We start from the raw sequence: 16,577 nt of genomic DNA on the forward strand, positions 1-16,577 counted from the left end.
CGGCCGGGCGCGCGCCTCGACCGGACGCGCGGCGGCGTCGCGTCAGATCGACGCCAGCGCCCGCGCCAGATCGGCCCGCAGGTCCTCCGGGTCCTCCAGCCCGACCGACACGCGCAGCAGCGCGCCGCCCGGCTTGGCGTCGCCCTCGACCGGCCGGTGCGTCAGCGACGCCGGGTGCTGGATGAGCGTGTCGACGCCGCCGAGCGAGACGGCGTGCGTGATCAGTTCGCAGGCGCCGGCGACCGTGGCGGCGGCGGGCGCGCCGCCGCGTACCTCGAAGGCGAGGAGGCTGCCGCCGCCGGACATCTGGCGGCCGACGAGCCCGGCCGGGTCGTGGCGGGACGGGTGGTGGACCCGTTCGACGGCGGGGTGGCCGGCGAGCCAGGCGGCGAGTTTCTCGGCGCCGGCCTGCTGGGCGCGGACCCGCAGCGGGAGGGTCTGGAGGCCGCGGTGCAGCAGGTACGCGCCGAGCGGGTGCAGGACGGCGCCGGTGACGGCGCGCACCTGGCGCAGCCGGGCGGCCCAGTCGGGCGCGCAGGCGACGACGCCGGCGAGGACGTCGCCGTGGCCGCCGATGCTCTTGGTGGCGCTGTGCAGGACGAGCGCGGCGCCGTGCCGGGCGGGTTGCTGGAGCACGGGTGTGGCGACGGTGTTGTCGACGAGCAGCGGGACGTCGCCGGCGGCGGTGGCGAGCGCGGCGATGTCGACGAGGTCGAGCGTCGGGTTGGCCGGGGTCTCCACCACGACGAGCGCGGTGTCGGGGCGGATCGCGGCGGCGACGTCGTCGGCACGGGCCCAGGTGACAGCGGTGCCGAGCAGGCCGCTGGCGAGGACGTGGTCGGTGCCGCCGTAGAGCGGGCGGACGGCGACGACGTGGCGTTTGCCGTCGCGGGTGGCGGCGAGCAGGGTGGCGGTGAGCGCGGCCATGCCGCTGGCGAAGGCGACCGCCTCGGCGGTGCCTTCGAGGTGGGCGAGCGCGGTCTCGAAGCGGGCCACGGTGGGGTTCCAGAGCCGCTGGTAGACGGCGCTGCCGCCGGCCGGGAGCGGGTTGCCGGTGGCGAGCGTCTCGTAGTCGTCGCCGCCGCCGGCGACCGAGGGCAGTGGGTTGGTGGTGGAGAGGTCGATGGGCGGGACGTGGACGCCGAGCCCGGCGAGGTCGTCACGCCCGGCGTGCACGGCTGCGGTGTCCACGGCGGTCATGCCGAAAGCGTCGAACATGACGATAGGCCAGAGCAAGGGAAGCGAAGAAGATTCTGATGATCTCGCTTCCGCCCGGAGCTTGTTCGGTGGAGGATGTCGGCATGCCTCTCGCACCGAACGATGTACGGCCGTTCTCCGCCCTCGACGACGTCGACCGCGCGATCCTCGCCGAGCTGACCGCCGACGGCCGGCTGCCGAACAACGCGCTCGCCGAGCGGGTCGGGGTGGCGCCGTCGACGTGTCTGACGCGCACGCGGGCGCTGCGGGAGTGCGGGGCGATCCGCGGGTTCCACGCCGAGGTGGACCCGGCGGCGGTGGGCCTGCCGTTGCAGGCGTTGGTGTCGGTGCGGTTGACCGCGCACGAGCGGGCCGCGGTGGACGCGTTCCGGGCCCGGTCGGTGCGGCTGCCCGGGGTGGTGTCGGTGTTCCACGTGGCCGGCGCGGAGGACTACGTGCTGCACGTGCGGGCGGCGTCCGGGGACGCGTTGCGGGACTTCGTGCTCGATCATCTGGCGGTCGATCCGGCGGTCCAGCACACCCAGACCAGTCTGATCTTCGAGCAGGCCCGGGGTATGGGCTGACCCACTCGACGGAACAATTCCGGCACGTCGCCGGTTGCACCATCGCGTGATCGACGTACCGATGTCTGTCCTTGACCTTGCCCCGGTGGCCGCGACCGGCAACGCCGGTGAGGCGCTGCGGCACACCACCGAGCTGGCCCGCCGCACCGAGGAGCTGGGCTACCGCCGGTTCTGGGTGGCCGAGCACCACAACATGCCGGCGATCGCCAGTTCGGCGCCGGCGGTGCTGCTCGCGCACCTGGCCGCGCACACCAGCACGATCCGGTTGGGCTCGGGCGGGGTGATGCTGCCCAACCACGCGCCGCTGGTGGTGGCCGAGCAGTTCGGCACCCTGGAGGCGCTGCACCCGGGCCGGATCGACCTGGGCATCGGGCGGGCGCCCGGCACCGACCAGGGGACCGCGCTGGCGTTGCGCCGCACCATGGAGGGCCTGTCCGCCGAGCACTTCCCGCGCGAGCTGGCCGACCTGATGAACTACTTCAGCGGCGCCGAGCCGGGTCCGATCACCGCGACGCCGGGACGCGGGCAGTCGCCGCAGGTATGGCTGCTCGGGTCGAGCGGCTTCAGCGCCCAGCTCGCCGGCCTGCTCGGGTTGCCGTTCTCGTTCGCGCACCACTTCAGCGCGCAGAACACCATTCCGGCGTTGCAGCTCTACCGGCAGCACTTCCGGCCGTCGCAGTGGCTGGACCGGCCGTACGCGATGGTGGCGGTCAACGCGGTCTGCGCGGAGACCGACGAGCGGGCCGAGTGGCTGGCCGGGCCGGCCGGGCTGTCGTTCCTGAAGCTGCGGTCGGGGCGGCCGGAGCCGCTGGTCACGCCGGAGGAGGCGGCGGCCTACCCGTACTCCGCGCTGGAGCGGGAGTTCGTGGCGCAGCGTCGCGACGGTCAGGCCACCGGTTCGCCGGAGACGGTGGCCCGGCAGCTCGGGACGCTGCTGGAGCGCACCGGCGCGGACGAGCTGATGCTGACCGCGATGGTCTACGACGTGGACGACCGGGTCCGCTCGTTCGAGCTGATCGCCGAGAAGGTGGCCGGTGGGCTGCGCCGCGAAGGCTGAAACACGCTCTTCATAGCCACGTCACCGCAGCGTCGCGTGGGACGCATAGCTTTGTCCCCGGTGGTGGTACGGCATTCCCGGTCGGGACGGGTCGGGAATGCTGCGGTGTGGTGCACCGGGTCGCCGGCTGAGCGGATTCCGCGGCCGGCGACCCGGTGCCTGCCGTTTCAGCGCAGGTAGATGTTCGGCGCGGCCGGCGTGCCCATGCCGTCTCCGAGGTGGAAGCCCGGGTGCGGCGGCTGGTTGTAGGCGGTGTTCTGCCAGGCGACGGCGACCCGGTACTGCGGGTCGTGCATCAGCGTCGGCAGGCGCAGGCCGGTGGTGACCGGCGTGCTGTAGATCCGCAGCGCCGAGCTGTCGGCGGTGCGCCAGACCACTTCCTCACGCCAGTCGCCGAGGAGGTCGGCGGAGAGCGCCGGGGTGGACTTGGTGCCGTTGTTGGACGCGACGTTGCTGCCGGTGAGCAGTCGCGTCTCGCCACCGGTGCCGTACTTGTCGATCTTGGTGCCGTCGAGCAGCTCGCGGACCGGGTCGCCGTCCCACCAGATCAGGAAGTTGGCCGAGGACGGCTTGCGGCCGACGTTCTGCCCGCGCGTGTTGAGCAGGCCGTCGACCGCCGAGGACCAGGACTCGGCGCCGGGGCTGCCGGCCCAGATGTCGTCGGAGACGCCGCGACCGTTGTCGCCGTTCGGCGCGGTCTGCCAGAGGAGCTGACCGGTACGCGCGTCGGACATCCACGAACTGGGCTTGCTGCCGTCCTCGTCGACCTTGAAGACCTCCAGGCCGGCGCGGGACGGGTCGAGGTCGCCGACGTGCAGCGCGTCGCCGTGCCCGTTGCCGGTCGAGTAGAGCAGCCGGCCGTTGTCGTCGATGGTGGCGGCCCCGTACACGATCTCCTGACGGCCGTCGTTGTCCACGTCGGCCACCGAGAGCTGGTGGTTGCCCTGGCCGGCGGCGGCGCCGTTGCCGGAGGCGTTGGAGTCGAACGTCCACCGCTTGCGGAGCGTGCCGTCGCGGAAGTCCCAGGCGGCGATCACCGCGCGGGTGTAGTAGCCGCGCGCCATGATCAGCGACGGGCGCTGCCCGTCCAGGTAGGCGGTGCCGGCGAGGAACCGGTCGACCCGGTTGCCGTACGAGTCGCCCCAGGACGAGACCGTGCCGCGCGGCGGGTCGTAGTCGACGGTGGACAGCGCCGCGCCGGTGCGCCCGTCGAACATGGTCAGGTACTCGGGGCCGGCGAGCACGTAGCCGCTGGAGTTGCGGTGGTCGGCCGAGGAGGAGCCGATCACCTGGCCGGTGCCGGAGCGCGAGCCGTCGGCGGTCTTCATGGCCACCTCGGCGTCCCCGTCGCCGTCGTAGTCGTACACCTGGAACTGGGTGTAGTGGGCGCCGGCGCGGATGTTGCGGCCCAGGTCGATCCGCCACAGCCGGGCGCCGGTCAGGGTGTACGCGTCGACGTAGACGTTGCCGGTGTAGCCGGACTGGGAGTTGTCCTTGCTGTTCGACGGGTCCCACTTGAGCACGAACTCGTAGCGGCCGTCGCCGTCGAGGTCGCCCACGCTGGCGTCGTTGGCCGAGTAGCTGTACGCCTCGCCGCTCGGCGTGGTGCCTCCGGGCGGGGCCTGGATCGGCACGTCAAGGTAGCCGTTGGCGAACTGGAGCGCCGGGGCGGACGCCGCCTGCTCGGCGCCGTTCACCACGGCCCGCACGGTGTACGCGGACCCGGCCGCCGCGCCACCGTCCAGGTAGCTGGTGGCGCCGGTGATCGGGCTCGCGTTGACCTTGGTGGTGCCCCGGTAGAGGTTGAACGACACGCCCGAGGTCTCGGTGCCGAGCAGCCGCCAGGAGACCAGGTTCCCGCTGCCGGAGCGGACGCTGACCAGCCCCCGGTCGAGCTTCTCCATCTGCTTCGCGCCGGCCGGCGGCGTGGTGGGCGGCGGCGGGGTGGTGGGCGGCGGAGTGGTGGGTGGCGGAGTGGTCGGGCCGGACGTCGTCGGCGTCGCGGTCGGGGGCGCGCCGGTGCATGTGGTGCCGTTCAGCGTGAACGTGGTGGGGGCCGGGTTGCTGGCGTTGTTCCAGGAGGCGTTGAATCCGAAGTTCGCGGTGCCACCGGTGCCGATGGCGGCGTTGTAGCCGGCGTCGCGGGCGGTGACCTGGACGCCGGACTGGCTGACCGTGGCGTTCCACGCCTGGGCGACCTGCTGACCGGCGGCGAAGCTCCAGCCGAGCGTCCAGCCGTCGACCGGGTCGCCGAGGTTGGTCACGGTGACGTCGGCGCCGAAGCCGCCGCCCCACTGGTTGGTGATCCGGTAGTCGACCCGGCAGGCGGCGGCCGCCGCCGAGGCGGTGACGGTGGTGAGCACGCCGGCCGCCAGCGTGGCCGCCGAGACCGCGGCGAGCAGGGCGAGCCGGCGTGAGGTGGTGTGGTGCACGGGGGTTGCCTTTCGCGAAGGTCGGGCACGCGGCGACGCCGGCCTGCCCGGACCGGCGGGAGTGTGCACGTGCGCTGACGCGACGGGAACGTCGACGCATCGACGTTGATGATTAGGCTCCGCGCTCCGCCAGCGTAGCCACCGCCGCGCACCCCCACAAGCGCGCCGCGCCCCGGCGGAACTCGCCCGCCACCCCAACCACGGAGAGTAACGCCTGGGGACCCCCACTCGCGGGACGGCGATATACCGCTGAGGCATAATTATGACGGAGTGGTATATCGCGCGCGAGCGCATCCGCCCCGAGCCGGCGACACGCCGACAAACACGGCACGCCGGCCGGGATGCCGCTCGTCAGCGTCGCGGGCGACTCAACCCCGACGCGGAAGGCTCAACCCCGACGCGGGCGGCTCAACCCTCGACGGCGGCGGCGAGCGGCCGGGGCTCCCCCGCCTCGACCGACGGGGTCGAGGGGTCGGCCGCCGCGACCGACGGAGCCGAGGGGTCGGCCGCCGCGACCGACGGAGCCGGCGCCGCGGCGAGCGCCGCCGCGGCCGTGGCCCGGGCCCGGCGGGCGCGACGCAGCGCGCGTACCGCCAGCGAAATGGCGACCAGCCAGCCGGCGCCGAGCACGGCGTAGACCAGGGCCGGCACCGGGCCGCCCAGCTCGCCGGCACGCAGCAGGGTGCGGGCGTTGGTCAGCACGATCACGCCACCGATCACGGCGCCGAGCACCTGGGCGGGCACGATGCGGACCAGCCAGGCCGCGATCGGCGCGGCGATCAGGCCGCCGATCAGCAGCGCGGCGACAGTGGGCAGCAGGAAGCCCTCCGAGCCGAGGCCGATCAGGAAGCCGACGCTGGCCGCGCCCGCCACCACGAACTCGGAGGTGTCCACCGAGCCGATGACCTTGCGGGGCTCCATCCGGCCGGAGACCAGCAGCGCCGGGGTGGCGACCGGACCCCAACCGCCGCCGCCGGTGGCGTCGACGAAGCCGGCGACCAGCCCGAGCGGGGCCAGGAAGCGGCTCCGCAGCCGGCCGGCGGCACGGTTGGCGCGCAGCGGCCGGGAGAAGCGGATCAGCAGGTACGCGCCGAGGGTGAACAGGATGGCGGCCATCCACGGGGCGGCCGACTCGGTGGAGATGGAGCTGAGGAACGTGGCGCCGGCGAACGCGCCGATCGCGCCGGGCAGCGCGATCCGGCCGACCACCTTCCAGTCGACGTTGCCGAAGCGCCAGTGCGACACGCCGGCGGCGAGCGTGGTGCCGATCTCGGCCAGGTGCACCGAGGCGGAGGCCGCGGCCGGCGCGACACCGGCGAACAGCAGCAGCGTCGAGGACGTCAGCCCGTACGCCATGCCGAGCGCGCCGTCGACCAGTTGCGCGAGGAGCCCGACGAGGGCGAGTACCAGCAGCTTGCGCACGAGCGCCCCCTGACTTTTCGGTATCTCCTATCAACTTGGTCGACAATGCGGCACGGAGGCACCCCGGGTCAAGTCCCCCATCCGGTTGGTGGGACACGCCGGACGGCCGTCAGCTCCAGGCGCGCGGATCGGCGGCCAGCTCGTTGACCCGGGCGGGCAACGTGCCGGTGGCCACGTCGGCGATCGTGACCAGCTCCAGGATCTCGCGCTCGCTGGCCCGCAGCGCGATCCACACGTCCTGCAACGCGCGGGCCGCGCCCTGGTAGCCGAGCTGCTCCGGGCGGTGGCCCCGGACGTGCGCCAGCGGGCCGTCGATCACCCGGATCACCTCGGCCAGGGAGATCTCCCCGGCCGGACGGGCCAGCCAGTAGCCCCCCTCGGGGCCCCGCTGGGCGTGCACGATGCCGCCCCGGCGGAGCTGGAGCAGGATGCTCTCCAGGAACTTCGGCGGGATGTCCTGCGAGCGGGCGATCTGCTCGGCGGTCACCGGCCGGCTCCGCCCGGCGGCCGTGCCCTCGGCGACCGAGGCCAGCTCGGCAGCCGCACGGAGGGCATAGTCGACCCGGGCGGAGAGACGCATGCCGGCAAGGTTAGTCGCCTGTTCAGCCGCCCGGTCTCCCGACCCTCGGCCGAACGGTCACGGCTGCCGGGTCAGCCACCCACCCGGCGCAGCAGCCCCTCCTGCACGGCGCTGGCGATGTGCCGACCGTCGGTGGTGAACATCCGGCCGGTGGCCAGGCCCCGGGCGCCCGACGCGGACGGGCTCCAGCAGTCGTAGAGGAACCACTCGTCGGCGCGGAACGACCGGTGGAACCAGAGCGCGTGGTCGAGGCTCGCGCCCACCACCCCGCCCGGCCCCCACACCTCGCCGTGCACCGACAGCACCGAGTCGAGCAGCGTCAGGTCCGAGGCGTACGTCAGCGCGCAGGCGTGCAGCAGCGGATCGTCCGGCAGCTTGCCGTCGATGCGCATCCAGACCCGCTGGTGCGGCTCGGCCGGGCGGTCGCCGGGGCGTACCCAGCCGGGCTCGCCGACGTACCGGACGTCGATCGGGCGCGGGATCTGCCCCCAGATGCCGAGCCGTTCCGGGTAGCGGGACAGCCGGTCGGTCATGGTGGGCACGTCGTCCGGGCCGGGCACGTCGGGTGGGAGCGGGGCGTGGTGGTCCAGCCCCTCCTCCTGCCGTTGGAACGACGCCGACATGAAGAAGATCGGCTTGTCGTGCTGCAACGCCACCGAGCGGCGCACCGAGAAGGACCGGCCGTCGCGGACGTTCTCCACCTGGTAGTCGATCGGCTCGGCCGGGTCGCCGGGCCGCACGAAGTAACCGTGCAGGGAGTGCACGGCACGCTCCGGGCCGACCGTGCGGCCGGCCGCCACCAGCGCCTGACCGGCGACCTGGCCTCCGTAGACCCGCTGCGGGCCCACCGGCGGGCTCATCCCGCGGAAGGCCATCTCGCCGGTCTGCGCGAGGTCCAGCACCTCCAGGAGCTGGTCGACGGCGGCCTGCCCGGTCGCCACCGGAGCGTCACTCACTGGAGGGCCCGGGCCGCCGCGGCGTCGACGAGCGAGCCGAGCTGGTGCACGCGCAGCGTGTTGGTGGAGCCGGGAGTGCCGGGCGGGCTGCCGGCCACGATCACCACGTAGTCGCCCGGGTTGGCCCGGTTCAGGCCGAGCAGCGCCTGGTCGACCTGGCGGAACATGTCGTCGGTGTGCTGCACGAACGGCATCAGGAACGTCTCCACGCCCCAGCAGAGCGCGAGCTGGTTACGCACCTCCGGCACCGGCGTGAAGGCCAGCAACGGCAGGTCGCAGTGCAGCCGGCTGAGCCGCTTGACGGTGTCGCCGGTCTGCGAGAACGCCACCATGGCCTTGGCGCCGATGGCGCGGGCGATCGACGACGCGGCGACGGTGAGCGCGCCGCCGTGCGTACGCGGGTCGTGCTGGAGCCGGGGCACGGCGATGGAGCCGGCCTCGGTGGTGGTGACGATCTTCGCCATGGTGCTGACGGTGAGCACCGGGTACTTGCCGACGCTGGTCTCGCCGGAGAGCATCACCGCGTCCGCGCCGTCGAGCACGGCGTTGGCCACGTCGGAGGCCTCGGCGCGGGTCGGGCGGGAGTTCTCGATCATCGAGTCGAGCATCTGGGTGGCCACGATGACCGGCTTGGCGTTCTCCCGGCAGAGCTGCACGGCGCGCTTCTGCACCAGCGGGACCTGGTCCAGCGGCAGCTCCACGCCGAGGTCGCCCCGGGCGACCATGACGCCGTCGAAGGCGAGCACGATCGCTTCCAGGTGGTCGACCGCCTCCGGCTTCTCGACCTTGGCGAGCACCGGGCGGCGGACACCCTCCTCGTCCATGATCGAGTGCACGAGCTTGATGTCGTCCGGCGAGCGGACGAAGGAGAGCGCCACCAGGTCGACGCCGAGGCCGAGGGCGAAGCGCAGGTCCTCGGCGTCCTTGTCGGACATGGCCGGGACGCTGACCGCCACGTTCGGCAGCGAGACGCCCTTGTTGTTGGAGACCGGACCGCCCTCGGTGACCAGGCAGCGGATGTCGTTGCCGGTGACGTCGCTGACCTCGACCGCCACCCGGCCGTCGTCGATCAGCAGCCGGTCGCCCGGCTTCACCTCCTGCGGCAGCTTGCGGTAGGTGCAGGAGACCCGCTCCTTGGTGCCGACGATCTCGTCGCTGGTGATCACCACGGAGTCGCCGGTGCGCCACTCGTGCGGCCCGTCGGCGAAGCGCCCGAGCCGGATCTTGGGGCCCTGGAGGTCCGCGAGCACGGCGACCGGCTGCCCGGCGGCCTCGGCCGCCTCCCGGACCATCCGGCAGACCGACTCGTGGTCGTCGTGACTGCCGTGGCTGAAGTTGAGCCTCGCCACGTTCATGCCGGCCTCGACGAGCCCCCGGATGCGCTCCGGGGACGAGGTGGCGGGGCCCAGAGTGCAGACAATCTTCGCGCGGCGTGTCACGCCCATCAGGCTAGTCTCTCCTCCGGGTCGGCTCACCAGCCGACCCCTTGCGGACTTGCGGAACAGTTGTCCAACGATGCGCGAACAAGCGCGCGGGCGGGCGGTAGGCGTACCGCACCGGAACGTCGTGTGGCGGGCATCGGCGACCGCGCGGCGGAAATCGTACCGCCCGTCGTCACCGCCCGACGCGGGGTCCGGGCCGGTCGGCCGGCGGCAGCGTGGGCACGGCGGAGAACACCTCGTGCGGGTCGTACCGGCGCTTGGCCCGGCGCAGCCGGTCCCAGTTCGGCCCGTAGGCGAGCCGGACCCGGTCGGTCTCCTCCGGCGCGAGCAGGTTCGGGTAGCCGCCGGGCAGCGCGTGCGGCGCCAGCGCCGCCGCGGTGCGCTCGGCCCACGCCCGGTGCGGCGCCGGGTCCCCACCCGGCGTCCAGACCGCGATGATCTCGACCAGCAGGTGGTCGGCGCGCAGCCCGAACGCGGTCCCGCCGACCGGCACCCGGGCCGCCGCGCCGTGGAAGTGGTGCAGCGCGATCGCCGAGAACGGCGAGCTGACCGCGCCGGCCGCCACGGTCAGCGCGGCCACCACCGGCTCGTCCACCCGGGCCAGCCACCGGGTCCGCAGCAGGTAGTGGTTGCCGTCGGCCATCCCGCCGTCGAACAGGCGCAGCGCGTCCTCGTACGCCAGCGTGCCGACCTGGTCGACGAGCGGTGTCCCGAGCGCGCGCAGCCGGTCCACCGCGGCCCGGCCCGCCGCCGGGTCGTCGCCGCTGACGAACGGGGCGAGGAAGACCACCGGTTCGCCGGCCGGGCCGGGCAGGAAGCCGGCCATCACGGTCACCTCGTCCGGCGCGTCCCGCACCACGTCGGCGTAGCCGCGCAGCACCGCCGTCGCCTGGTCGAGCGGGAACAGCAGCAGGCCGGCGAGCACGGTGGCCAGCGGGTGGGTGCGGTAGCGGAGCGCGGTGGCCACACCGACGTTCCCGCCGCCGCCACGCAGCGCCCAGTACAGCTCGGGTTCGTGCGCCGGGTCGGCGGTCACCAGCCGGCCGTCGGCGAGCACCACCTCGGCGCCGAGCAGATTGTCCAGCGCCAGCCCGTACCGGCCGCAGAGCGGGCCGTAGCCGCCGGCCATGGTCAGCCCGGCCATCCCGACCGCGCGCACCACGCCGGTGGGGACGACCCGGTCGTACGGCCGCAGGGCGGCCAGCACGTCACCGGCCGTCGCCCCGCCACCCACGGTGACCACGCCGGTGCCGGGGTCGAGGTCGACCCGGCGCAGCGCGGTGAGATCGACGACCAGTCCGCCCTGGCGCAGCGCCCGGCCGGCCCAGTCGTGGCCGCCGGCCCGGACCGACAGCGGCAGGTGGCAGCGCCGGGCGACGCGGACCGCCAGGGCGACCTCGGCGGCGTCGTGGGCGCGGGCCACCAGTGCGGGGAGCGCGCCCGGCGCGCCGTTCCAGAGCCGCACGGCGGCCGGGAAGCCGGCGTCGGCCGGGGTGAACAGGCGGTCGCCGAGCGCCGCGCGGAGCAGGTCGGTGGCGCGCGGGACATCCGGGGCGGAGGTCATGGCGGACTCCTCGGCCGACCCCGGGCCGGCGGGCGCCGGACGTGCCGGGGTCGCTGCGTGGGCCGGACCGTAGCACCGACCCGGGGCGGCCCGCCGTCGCCCGCGCGACAGTCCCTCAGCTCTCCGCCTTGACCAGCGGGAACTCCAGCGAGCCGGCTGGGCAGAGGAAGGTCAGCACCTCCACCCGGTAGAGCCCGGCCTGCACCGCCGGGTCGGCCTCCATGACGCTGCGGACGTCGTCCACCGAGCCGGTCCGGGCCAGTCCGAAGCCGATCGGCGGGTCGGGTTCCCGGGCCGGCCCGTCCACCGAGCCGTCGATCAGCACGATGCCGCGCCGCTGCAACGCCTGCATGTGCCGGAGGTGCTCGGACTGCAACCGCTGCACGGTCTCCTCCGGCAGCGCCCGGCCCGAGGGTCCGGGGTAGAGCACGATGCACTCGTAGGTGTCCAACGCGAAGTCGAGCCGGGGCGTGGCGCCCATGCGCACCTCCTGACCGCCGTCGCGTCCAGCCTCGCACGGGGTCGCGTCACCGCGGGGTCGCTCGCCGCAACTGCCCCGGGTCACCGCCGGAACCGGGCGTCCGTCCCGCCGTTGCCAGCACCTTCGGGGCATTGATATCTTTCCGCGTGCACATCGCCCGGGGCTCGACCGCGGCCGCCTCACCGTGGTTGGCCGGCCCGCCGGGCGACGCCGACCCGGAGCCGTCCTCGCTGGGCCAGGCCCTCCGCGGGTTCGCGACCCGTACGCTCACCGACTTCGTGACGCGCTACACGCCGCGCTTCCGGGTGCCCCGCGTCTTCGCCGGATTCCCGGTGCAGGCGGACGTGCACGCCGACTTCGCCCACGTCCTCGGGCTGCTGCACGCCGGCGGGGTGACCCGGCTCGCCGGCACGCCGATCGACGACGCGTTGCTGACCGTGCTCGGCGCGGTCGACGGCGAGCGGACCCACACGTTCGCCTCCTACCGGGTGGCGGAGACGCTGCGCCGGTTCGGCCCGTGGGCGGACAACGCGCTGCTCCCCCGGCTGCCGCCGGAGCGGCGGGAGCACCTGCGGGCCGCCGTGGACACCGGGCCGCACGAGAGCTGGCTGGACGCCCGGACGCCGCGCAACTACGCGGCCGTGCTGGCCCGCTGCGAGCACGCCCGGGCGGAGCTCGGGCTGCCGGTGGACGCCATGGCGCTGGACGCCCTGGTCCGCCGCACCCGCGACCTGATCGAGGAGACGCCGGGCCGGCAGTTGGACGATTCCACCGACGGCTCCGGCCGCTTCGACATCTACGGCCCGGCCCTGTATCCGGTCGCCGAGCCGCTGGCGGCCCGGATCGGCCCGGCCTGGGCGGCGGGCGCCCGCGACGCGCTCGCCCTGGTGGATCTCGTGGTGACCGACAGCGGGAGCGCCGTCGCCTGGGGCCGCTCCGCCGGGGCGCTGGCCCGCTGCCTCACCGTGGAACTGGCCGGGCTCGTCGCGCGTCGTCCCGAGCTCTCCCCGACCGGCCGCGACGAGTGGGCGGCCCGGGCGCGCGACGCGTTCGACGCGCTCCGCCCCTGGTTCGACAAGGGGCTGATCCAGGCCCACCGGTACCGGTCGACCTACGCGTACCGGGGCCCCGCACGGCGGCTCCAGATGACCCTCGACTGCCTCGGCAAGCTGCTGGACGCGGCGAACTCGCTGGACTCCGTGCCGATGCCGGGCCCGACGCCCCGTCGGCCGCGTGACGCGGTCTTCTTCTTCGACCGGGCCCGCCACGCCGGCGTCTGGTCGTACCGTTCGGCGCAGACCGCGTTCGTCCTGCCGCTGGTCGGGTCCACCGTCTCGGACTACCTGCCCGCCCCGCAGTGGCCCGGCCTGTTCGAGGTGCCGGTGGACAGCGCCCTCGCCACCGGCGTGCCGGTGGCGGTGCGGGACGGGCGTACGGTCGTGCCCGCCGGCCGGCCCGACCGGGTGGTCCACCGGCCGGGCGGCCTGGAGGTGGTCCACCACCGCTGGCAGGAGCCCGGAAGGCGGCAGACACCCGCCGACCTCCCGCCGGTGCCCGCGACGCGTCACGCCCGGTACGAGGTGCGCGGCCGGACCCTGCACGTGCACGAGGAGCTGCGCTTCGACCGGCCGCCGGAGGCGGTCGCGCTCCAGGTGACGGAGGCGGCGGCCCGGCCGCTGCGGGTCGAGTTCGGCGTCGGCCCGGCGGACATGGTCACCACCGTCGAGGTGGCGGGCGTGTCGGCCTACCGCAGCTACTTCGGCGAGCTGCCGGTCGTGCACCAGGTGGAGGTGGCGCCGGCCACCCGGATGGCGTTCACCTGGTCGGTGACGCCCAAGCTGCGGGTGGCCAGCTCGGCGTACGGGCACCACTACGACGCCCTGCTCTACGGTCCGCTGCGGGACCGGGTGCACGAGGTGGCGCTGGGCCGCGGGCAGCTCGACCGGCACCGGGAGATCCTGGCCGACGTCGACGTGTTCCACCTGCACTGGCCGGAGCGGCTGCTCCCGGCGGAGCTGGCCGGGCACCTCGCGCTGATCGACGCGATCCGGGACAGCGGGGTACGGCTCCTGCTCACCCAGCACAACCTCACGCCGCACGACCGGCAGCCACGGTGGCGGTCGGTCTACCAGGCCTGGGCGGCGGCCGCCGACGGCGTGGTGCACCACAGCGAGCGCGGCCGGGACCGGGCGCGTGACGTGCTGCCCTATCCGGACGACGCCCGCCACTGGGTGATTCCGCACGGGCACTTCGGCGACCTGATGACCGACATCCGCGCCGACGACCGGGCCCGCACCGAGCGGGAGTACGGCCTGCGGCCGGGCGCGCTGCGGCTGGGCGTGATCGGGGCGCCCCGCCCGGAGAAGGACACCGCGCTGGTCATCGACGCGGTGGCCGCGTCCGCCCGCGACGACATCGAACTGCTGGTCCTCTCCGGCACCCCGGAGCTGCCCCGCTCACCGGACCCCCGGATCCGGGTGGTGCCCTACGACCTGGTGCCCCGCCGCGAGTACAACCGGAGGCTGGCCGCGATCGACGTGCTGGTGCTGCCGTTCCGCGACGGCGAGATGCTGGCCACCGGCACCGTGGCCGACGCGATCGGGCGAGGACTGCCGGCGCTGGTGTCGCCGTGGCCCTTCCTCACCGAGATGCTCGGCGGGTCCGCCATCCCGTACGGCCGCACCCGGGAGGACCTGACCCGCTGCCTGGACTCGCTTGACGACGCCCGCCTCGACCGGGCCCGCGCCGCGAGCGGGCGGCTACGCGCCACGTACGACTGGGCCCGGGTGGCGGAGTCGCACCTCGCCGCGCTGGAGTCCCTGGGTCCCGCGAAGCTCTGAGGAGAGTGGATGACCGACCAGACCACCGACCGGGCCGCGTCGCCGGACCACACCGTCGACCACCCGGCCGCGTTGCGCGTCGCCGCCGCCTCGGTGGCGGCCCGGGCCACCCACGCCCGGCCGTCGTCGCGCCCGGTCGACGTCCGCTACCTCGACGAGCTGCGCCGCCAGCCGCCGGTGGAGTCCGGGCTGCCCGGGCTGCCGGACGAACGGACCCGGATCGGCTTCGTGATCGTCCGAGACGCGATCAACTTCGGCTCCGGCCTGCACCCGCACCTGGTGAAGCTGCCCGGCCTGTCCGGCGCCCGGACCATCGGCCAGCTCCTGCTCGACCGGGTGCGCCGGGACGGCGTGCCGACGCCCGCGTACCTGGCCGGGCTGGACGGGCGGGCCTGCGCGGAGATGTTCGGCCAACCCGCGCGGGGTCCGGCGTTCACCCTGATGACCATGTTCGCCGCCGCCTGGAACGAGCTGGGCGCGTACACCCGGGACCGGTTCGGCGGGGAGTACCCGGCGCTGGTGGAGGAGGCGGCCGGGTCGCCGACGGCGATGGTGGCGATCCTGGCCGGGATGCCGCACTGGCGGGACGTCTCCCGCCACGGTGACCTGGACGTGCCGTTCCACAAGCGGGCCCAGCTGGCGACGTACGGCCTGTCGTTGTGCCACGACCCCGGCGGCGCGCGACGGTTCACCGACCTCGGCCGGCTGACCGCGTTCGCCGACAACCTCATCCCGCACGTGCTGATCGAGGACGGGCTGCTGGAGATCGACGCGGAGCTGGCCGACTCGCTGCGGGCGGGCCGGCCGTTGGCGCACGGCAGCCCGGCGGAGGTCGAGCTGCGGGCCGCGGCGGTCGAGATCTGTGAGCGGCTGGCCCACCGGTCGGCGGCGGCCGGCGACCCGGTGCACCCGGTGGAGCTGGCCAGCCTGCTGTGGAAGAAGGGGCAGCAGCCGCGCTACAAGGCCCGGCCCCGGCCCCGCAGCGTCAGCTTCGCCTACTGAGGAGGACGTGGATGCTCCCGGCCGCCCTGCTGATGCGCGCGGACCTGCCCGACCAGCTCTTCACGCCCACCAGCCGGGCCCGGCTGGACCGGCTGGTCAGCCTCCCCCCGGAGCCCTGGACCGGCTGGTCCGACGCCACCCCGGCGGCGCTGCGCCGCACCGAGCTGCTGCTGACCGGCTGGGGCTGCCCACGCCTCGGCGTGGCGGAGCTGGCCGCCATGCCCCGCCTGCGGGCGGTGGTCCACACCGGCGGCTCGGTCAAGGAACTGCTGGACCCGGCGGTGTGGGAGCGCGGCGTGCGGGTCACCACGTCGGCGCGGGCCAACGCGGTGCCGGTGGCCGACTACACGGTGGCGATGGTGCTGCTGGCCGGCAAGAACGTCCTCGCCGCCGCCGACCGTTACCGGCGCAGCCTGGACCGCCGCGCCCTGCTGACCGGTTACCCGGCGACGGGAAACGCGGACCGGACGGTGGGGCTGGTCGGCGCGTCCCGGGTCGGCCGGCTGGTGGCGGCCCGCCTGTCGGCCCTCGGCTTCCGGCTGCTCTGCCACGACCCGTTCCTGGCACCGGACGACGCGCGGCGGCTCGGGGTACGCCCCGTCGAGCTGGGGCACCTGCTCCGGGAGTCGTCGATCGTCAGCCTGCACGCCCCGCTCACGCCGGAGACCGCCGGGATGATCGACGCGGCCGGACTGTCGCTGCTGCCCGACGGTGCCACAGTGATCAACACCGCCCGGGCCGGGCTGCTGGACCAGGAGGCGCTGCTCGGGCACCTGCGTACCGGTCGGCTCTCCGCCGTGCTGGACGTGACCGATCCCGAGCCGCTGCCGCTGGACCATCCCCTGCGCGCCCTGCCGAACGTGCTCGTCACGCCGCACGTCGCCGGCGCGCAGGGCAGCGAGCTGCGCCGGCTCGGCGACCAGGCGGTGGAGGAGGTGGACCGGTTCGTCCACGGTCTGCCGGCGGCGGATCCGGTCCTGGTGGAGCGGCTGCCGTTCCTCGCCTGAGCCGGGCCGTCCG

13 protein-coding genes are annotated in these 16,577 nt (G+C 74.5%); 5 read left to right on the forward strand and 8 right to left on the reverse strand.

From position 1 onward, the window contains the following. Positions 1 to 42: 42 nt before the first annotated feature. Positions 43 to 1,218, reverse strand: a complete 1,176-nt coding sequence (locus C8054_RS15615) for a PLP-dependent aspartate aminotransferase family protein (protein ID WP_107157520.1) — start codon at positions 1,216 to 1,218, stop codon at positions 43 to 45. Positions 1,219 to 1,301: 83 nt separating this feature from the next. Between C8054_RS15615 and C8054_RS15620 the strand changes: the two genes are divergently transcribed. After that, positions 1,302 to 1,781 (forward strand): Lrp/AsnC family transcriptional regulator, encoded by a 480-nt coding sequence (locus C8054_RS15620; protein WP_107157521.1) that lies wholly within the window; start codon positions 1,302 to 1,304, stop codon positions 1,779 to 1,781. Between the two features lie 61 nt (positions 1,782 to 1,842). Continuing rightward, positions 1,843 to 2,838, forward strand: coding sequence for an LLM class flavin-dependent oxidoreductase (locus C8054_RS15625; protein WP_199199768.1), 996 nt, complete (start codon positions 1,843 to 1,845; stop codon positions 2,836 to 2,838). A 167-nt stretch (positions 2,839 to 3,005) separates the two neighbouring features. Here C8054_RS15625 and C8054_RS15630 read toward each other — a convergent pair whose 3' ends face one another. The 7 genes from C8054_RS15630 to C8054_RS15660 all read right to left on the reverse strand — a co-directional run bounded on the left by C8054_RS15630 (position 3,006) and on the right by C8054_RS15660 (position 11,715). After that, entirely contained in the window at positions 3,006 to 5,270 is a 2,265-nt protein-coding gene (locus C8054_RS15630) for a cellulose binding domain-containing protein (RefSeq protein WP_107157523.1), read from the reverse strand. Between the two features lie 408 nt (positions 5,271 to 5,678). Further along, positions 5,679 to 6,692 (reverse strand): sulfite exporter TauE/SafE family protein, encoded by a 1,014-nt coding sequence (locus C8054_RS15635; protein ID WP_107157524.1) that lies wholly within the window; start codon positions 6,690 to 6,692, stop codon positions 5,679 to 5,681. Between the two features lie 109 nt (positions 6,693 to 6,801). After that, complete coding sequence (locus C8054_RS15640) at positions 6,802 to 7,272, reverse strand: Rrf2 family transcriptional regulator (RefSeq protein ID WP_107157525.1); 471 nt, start codon at positions 7,270 to 7,272, stop codon at positions 6,802 to 6,804. Positions 7,273 to 7,343: 71 nt separating this feature from the next. Then, on the reverse strand, positions 7,344 to 8,228 hold the full coding sequence (locus C8054_RS15645; RefSeq protein WP_107157526.1) for an acyl-CoA thioesterase II: 885 nt from the start codon (positions 8,226 to 8,228) through the stop codon (positions 7,344 to 7,346). Further along, complete coding sequence (pyk, locus tag C8054_RS15650; RefSeq protein ID WP_091059833.1) at positions 8,225 to 9,673, reverse strand: pyruvate kinase; 1,449 nt, start codon at positions 9,671 to 9,673, stop codon at positions 8,225 to 8,227. The genes C8054_RS15645 and pyk overlap by 4 nt, the downstream gene beginning before the upstream one ends. A 169-nt stretch (positions 9,674 to 9,842) precedes the next feature. Continuing rightward, positions 9,843 to 11,234, reverse strand: coding sequence for an FAD-binding oxidoreductase (locus C8054_RS15655; protein WP_107157527.1), 1,392 nt, complete (start codon positions 11,232 to 11,234; stop codon positions 9,843 to 9,845). A 115-nt stretch (positions 11,235 to 11,349) separates the two neighbouring features. After that, positions 11,350 to 11,715: a YciI family protein gene (locus tag C8054_RS15660; protein ID WP_107157528.1), complete on the reverse strand. Its 366-nt coding sequence runs from the start codon at positions 11,713 to 11,715 to the stop codon at positions 11,350 to 11,352. Positions 11,716 to 11,861: 146 nt separating this feature from the next. Between C8054_RS15660 and C8054_RS15665 the strand changes: the two genes are divergently transcribed. From C8054_RS15665 to C8054_RS15675, 3 genes are read left to right on the forward strand one after another with little or no spacing between them, the layout of a single operon-like run. Then, entirely contained in the window at positions 11,862 to 14,555 is a 2,694-nt protein-coding gene (locus C8054_RS15665) for a glycosyltransferase family 4 protein (protein WP_107157529.1), read from the forward strand. 9 nt (positions 14,556 to 14,564) lie between these two features. After that, a complete protein-coding gene (locus C8054_RS15670; protein WP_107157530.1) occupies positions 14,565 to 15,557 on the forward strand; it encodes a queuosine salvage family protein in 993 nt (330 codons plus the stop codon). Between the two features lie 11 nt (positions 15,558 to 15,568). Then, on the forward strand, positions 15,569 to 16,564 hold the full coding sequence (locus C8054_RS15675) for a hydroxyacid dehydrogenase (RefSeq protein ID WP_199199770.1): 996 nt from the start codon (positions 15,569 to 15,571) through the stop codon (positions 16,562 to 16,564). The last annotated feature ends 13 nt before the right edge of the window (positions 16,565 to 16,577 follow it).

Source organism: Micromonospora sp. RP3T (assembly GCF_003027925.1).
In the GTDB taxonomy this organism is placed as follows: domain Bacteria; phylum Actinomycetota; class Actinomycetes; order Mycobacteriales; family Micromonosporaceae; genus Micromonospora.

Bases quoted from the DNA above. Each gene is read 5' to 3' on its own strand.
- C8054_RS15675 (WP_199199770.1), top strand. From the start codon at position 15,569: ATGCTCCCGGCCGCCCTGCTGATGCGCGCGGACCTGCCCGACCAGCTC.
- C8054_RS15660 (WP_107157528.1), bottom strand. From the start codon at position 11,715: ATGGGCGCCACGCCCCGGCTCGACTTCGCGTTGGACACCTACGAGTGC.
- C8054_RS15620 (WP_107157521.1), top strand. From the start codon at position 1,302: ATGCCTCTCGCACCGAACGATGTACGGCCGTTCTCCGCCCTCGACGAC.
- pyk (WP_091059833.1), bottom strand. From the start codon at position 9,673: ATGGGCGTGACACGCCGCGCGAAGATTGTCTGCACTCTGGGCCCCGCC.
- C8054_RS15640 (WP_107157525.1), bottom strand. From the start codon at position 7,272: ATGCGTCTCTCCGCCCGGGTCGACTATGCCCTCCGTGCGGCTGCCGAG.
- C8054_RS15625 (WP_199199768.1), top strand. From the start codon at position 1,843: ATGTCTGTCCTTGACCTTGCCCCGGTGGCCGCGACCGGCAACGCCGGT.
- C8054_RS15615 (WP_107157520.1), bottom strand. From the start codon at position 1,218: ATGTTCGACGCTTTCGGCATGACCGCCGTGGACACCGCAGCCGTGCAC.
- C8054_RS15655 (WP_107157527.1), bottom strand. From the start codon at position 11,234: ATGACCTCCGCCCCGGATGTCCCGCGCGCCACCGACCTGCTCCGCGCG.
- C8054_RS15670 (WP_107157530.1), top strand. From the start codon at position 14,565: ATGACCGACCAGACCACCGACCGGGCCGCGTCGCCGGACCACACCGTC.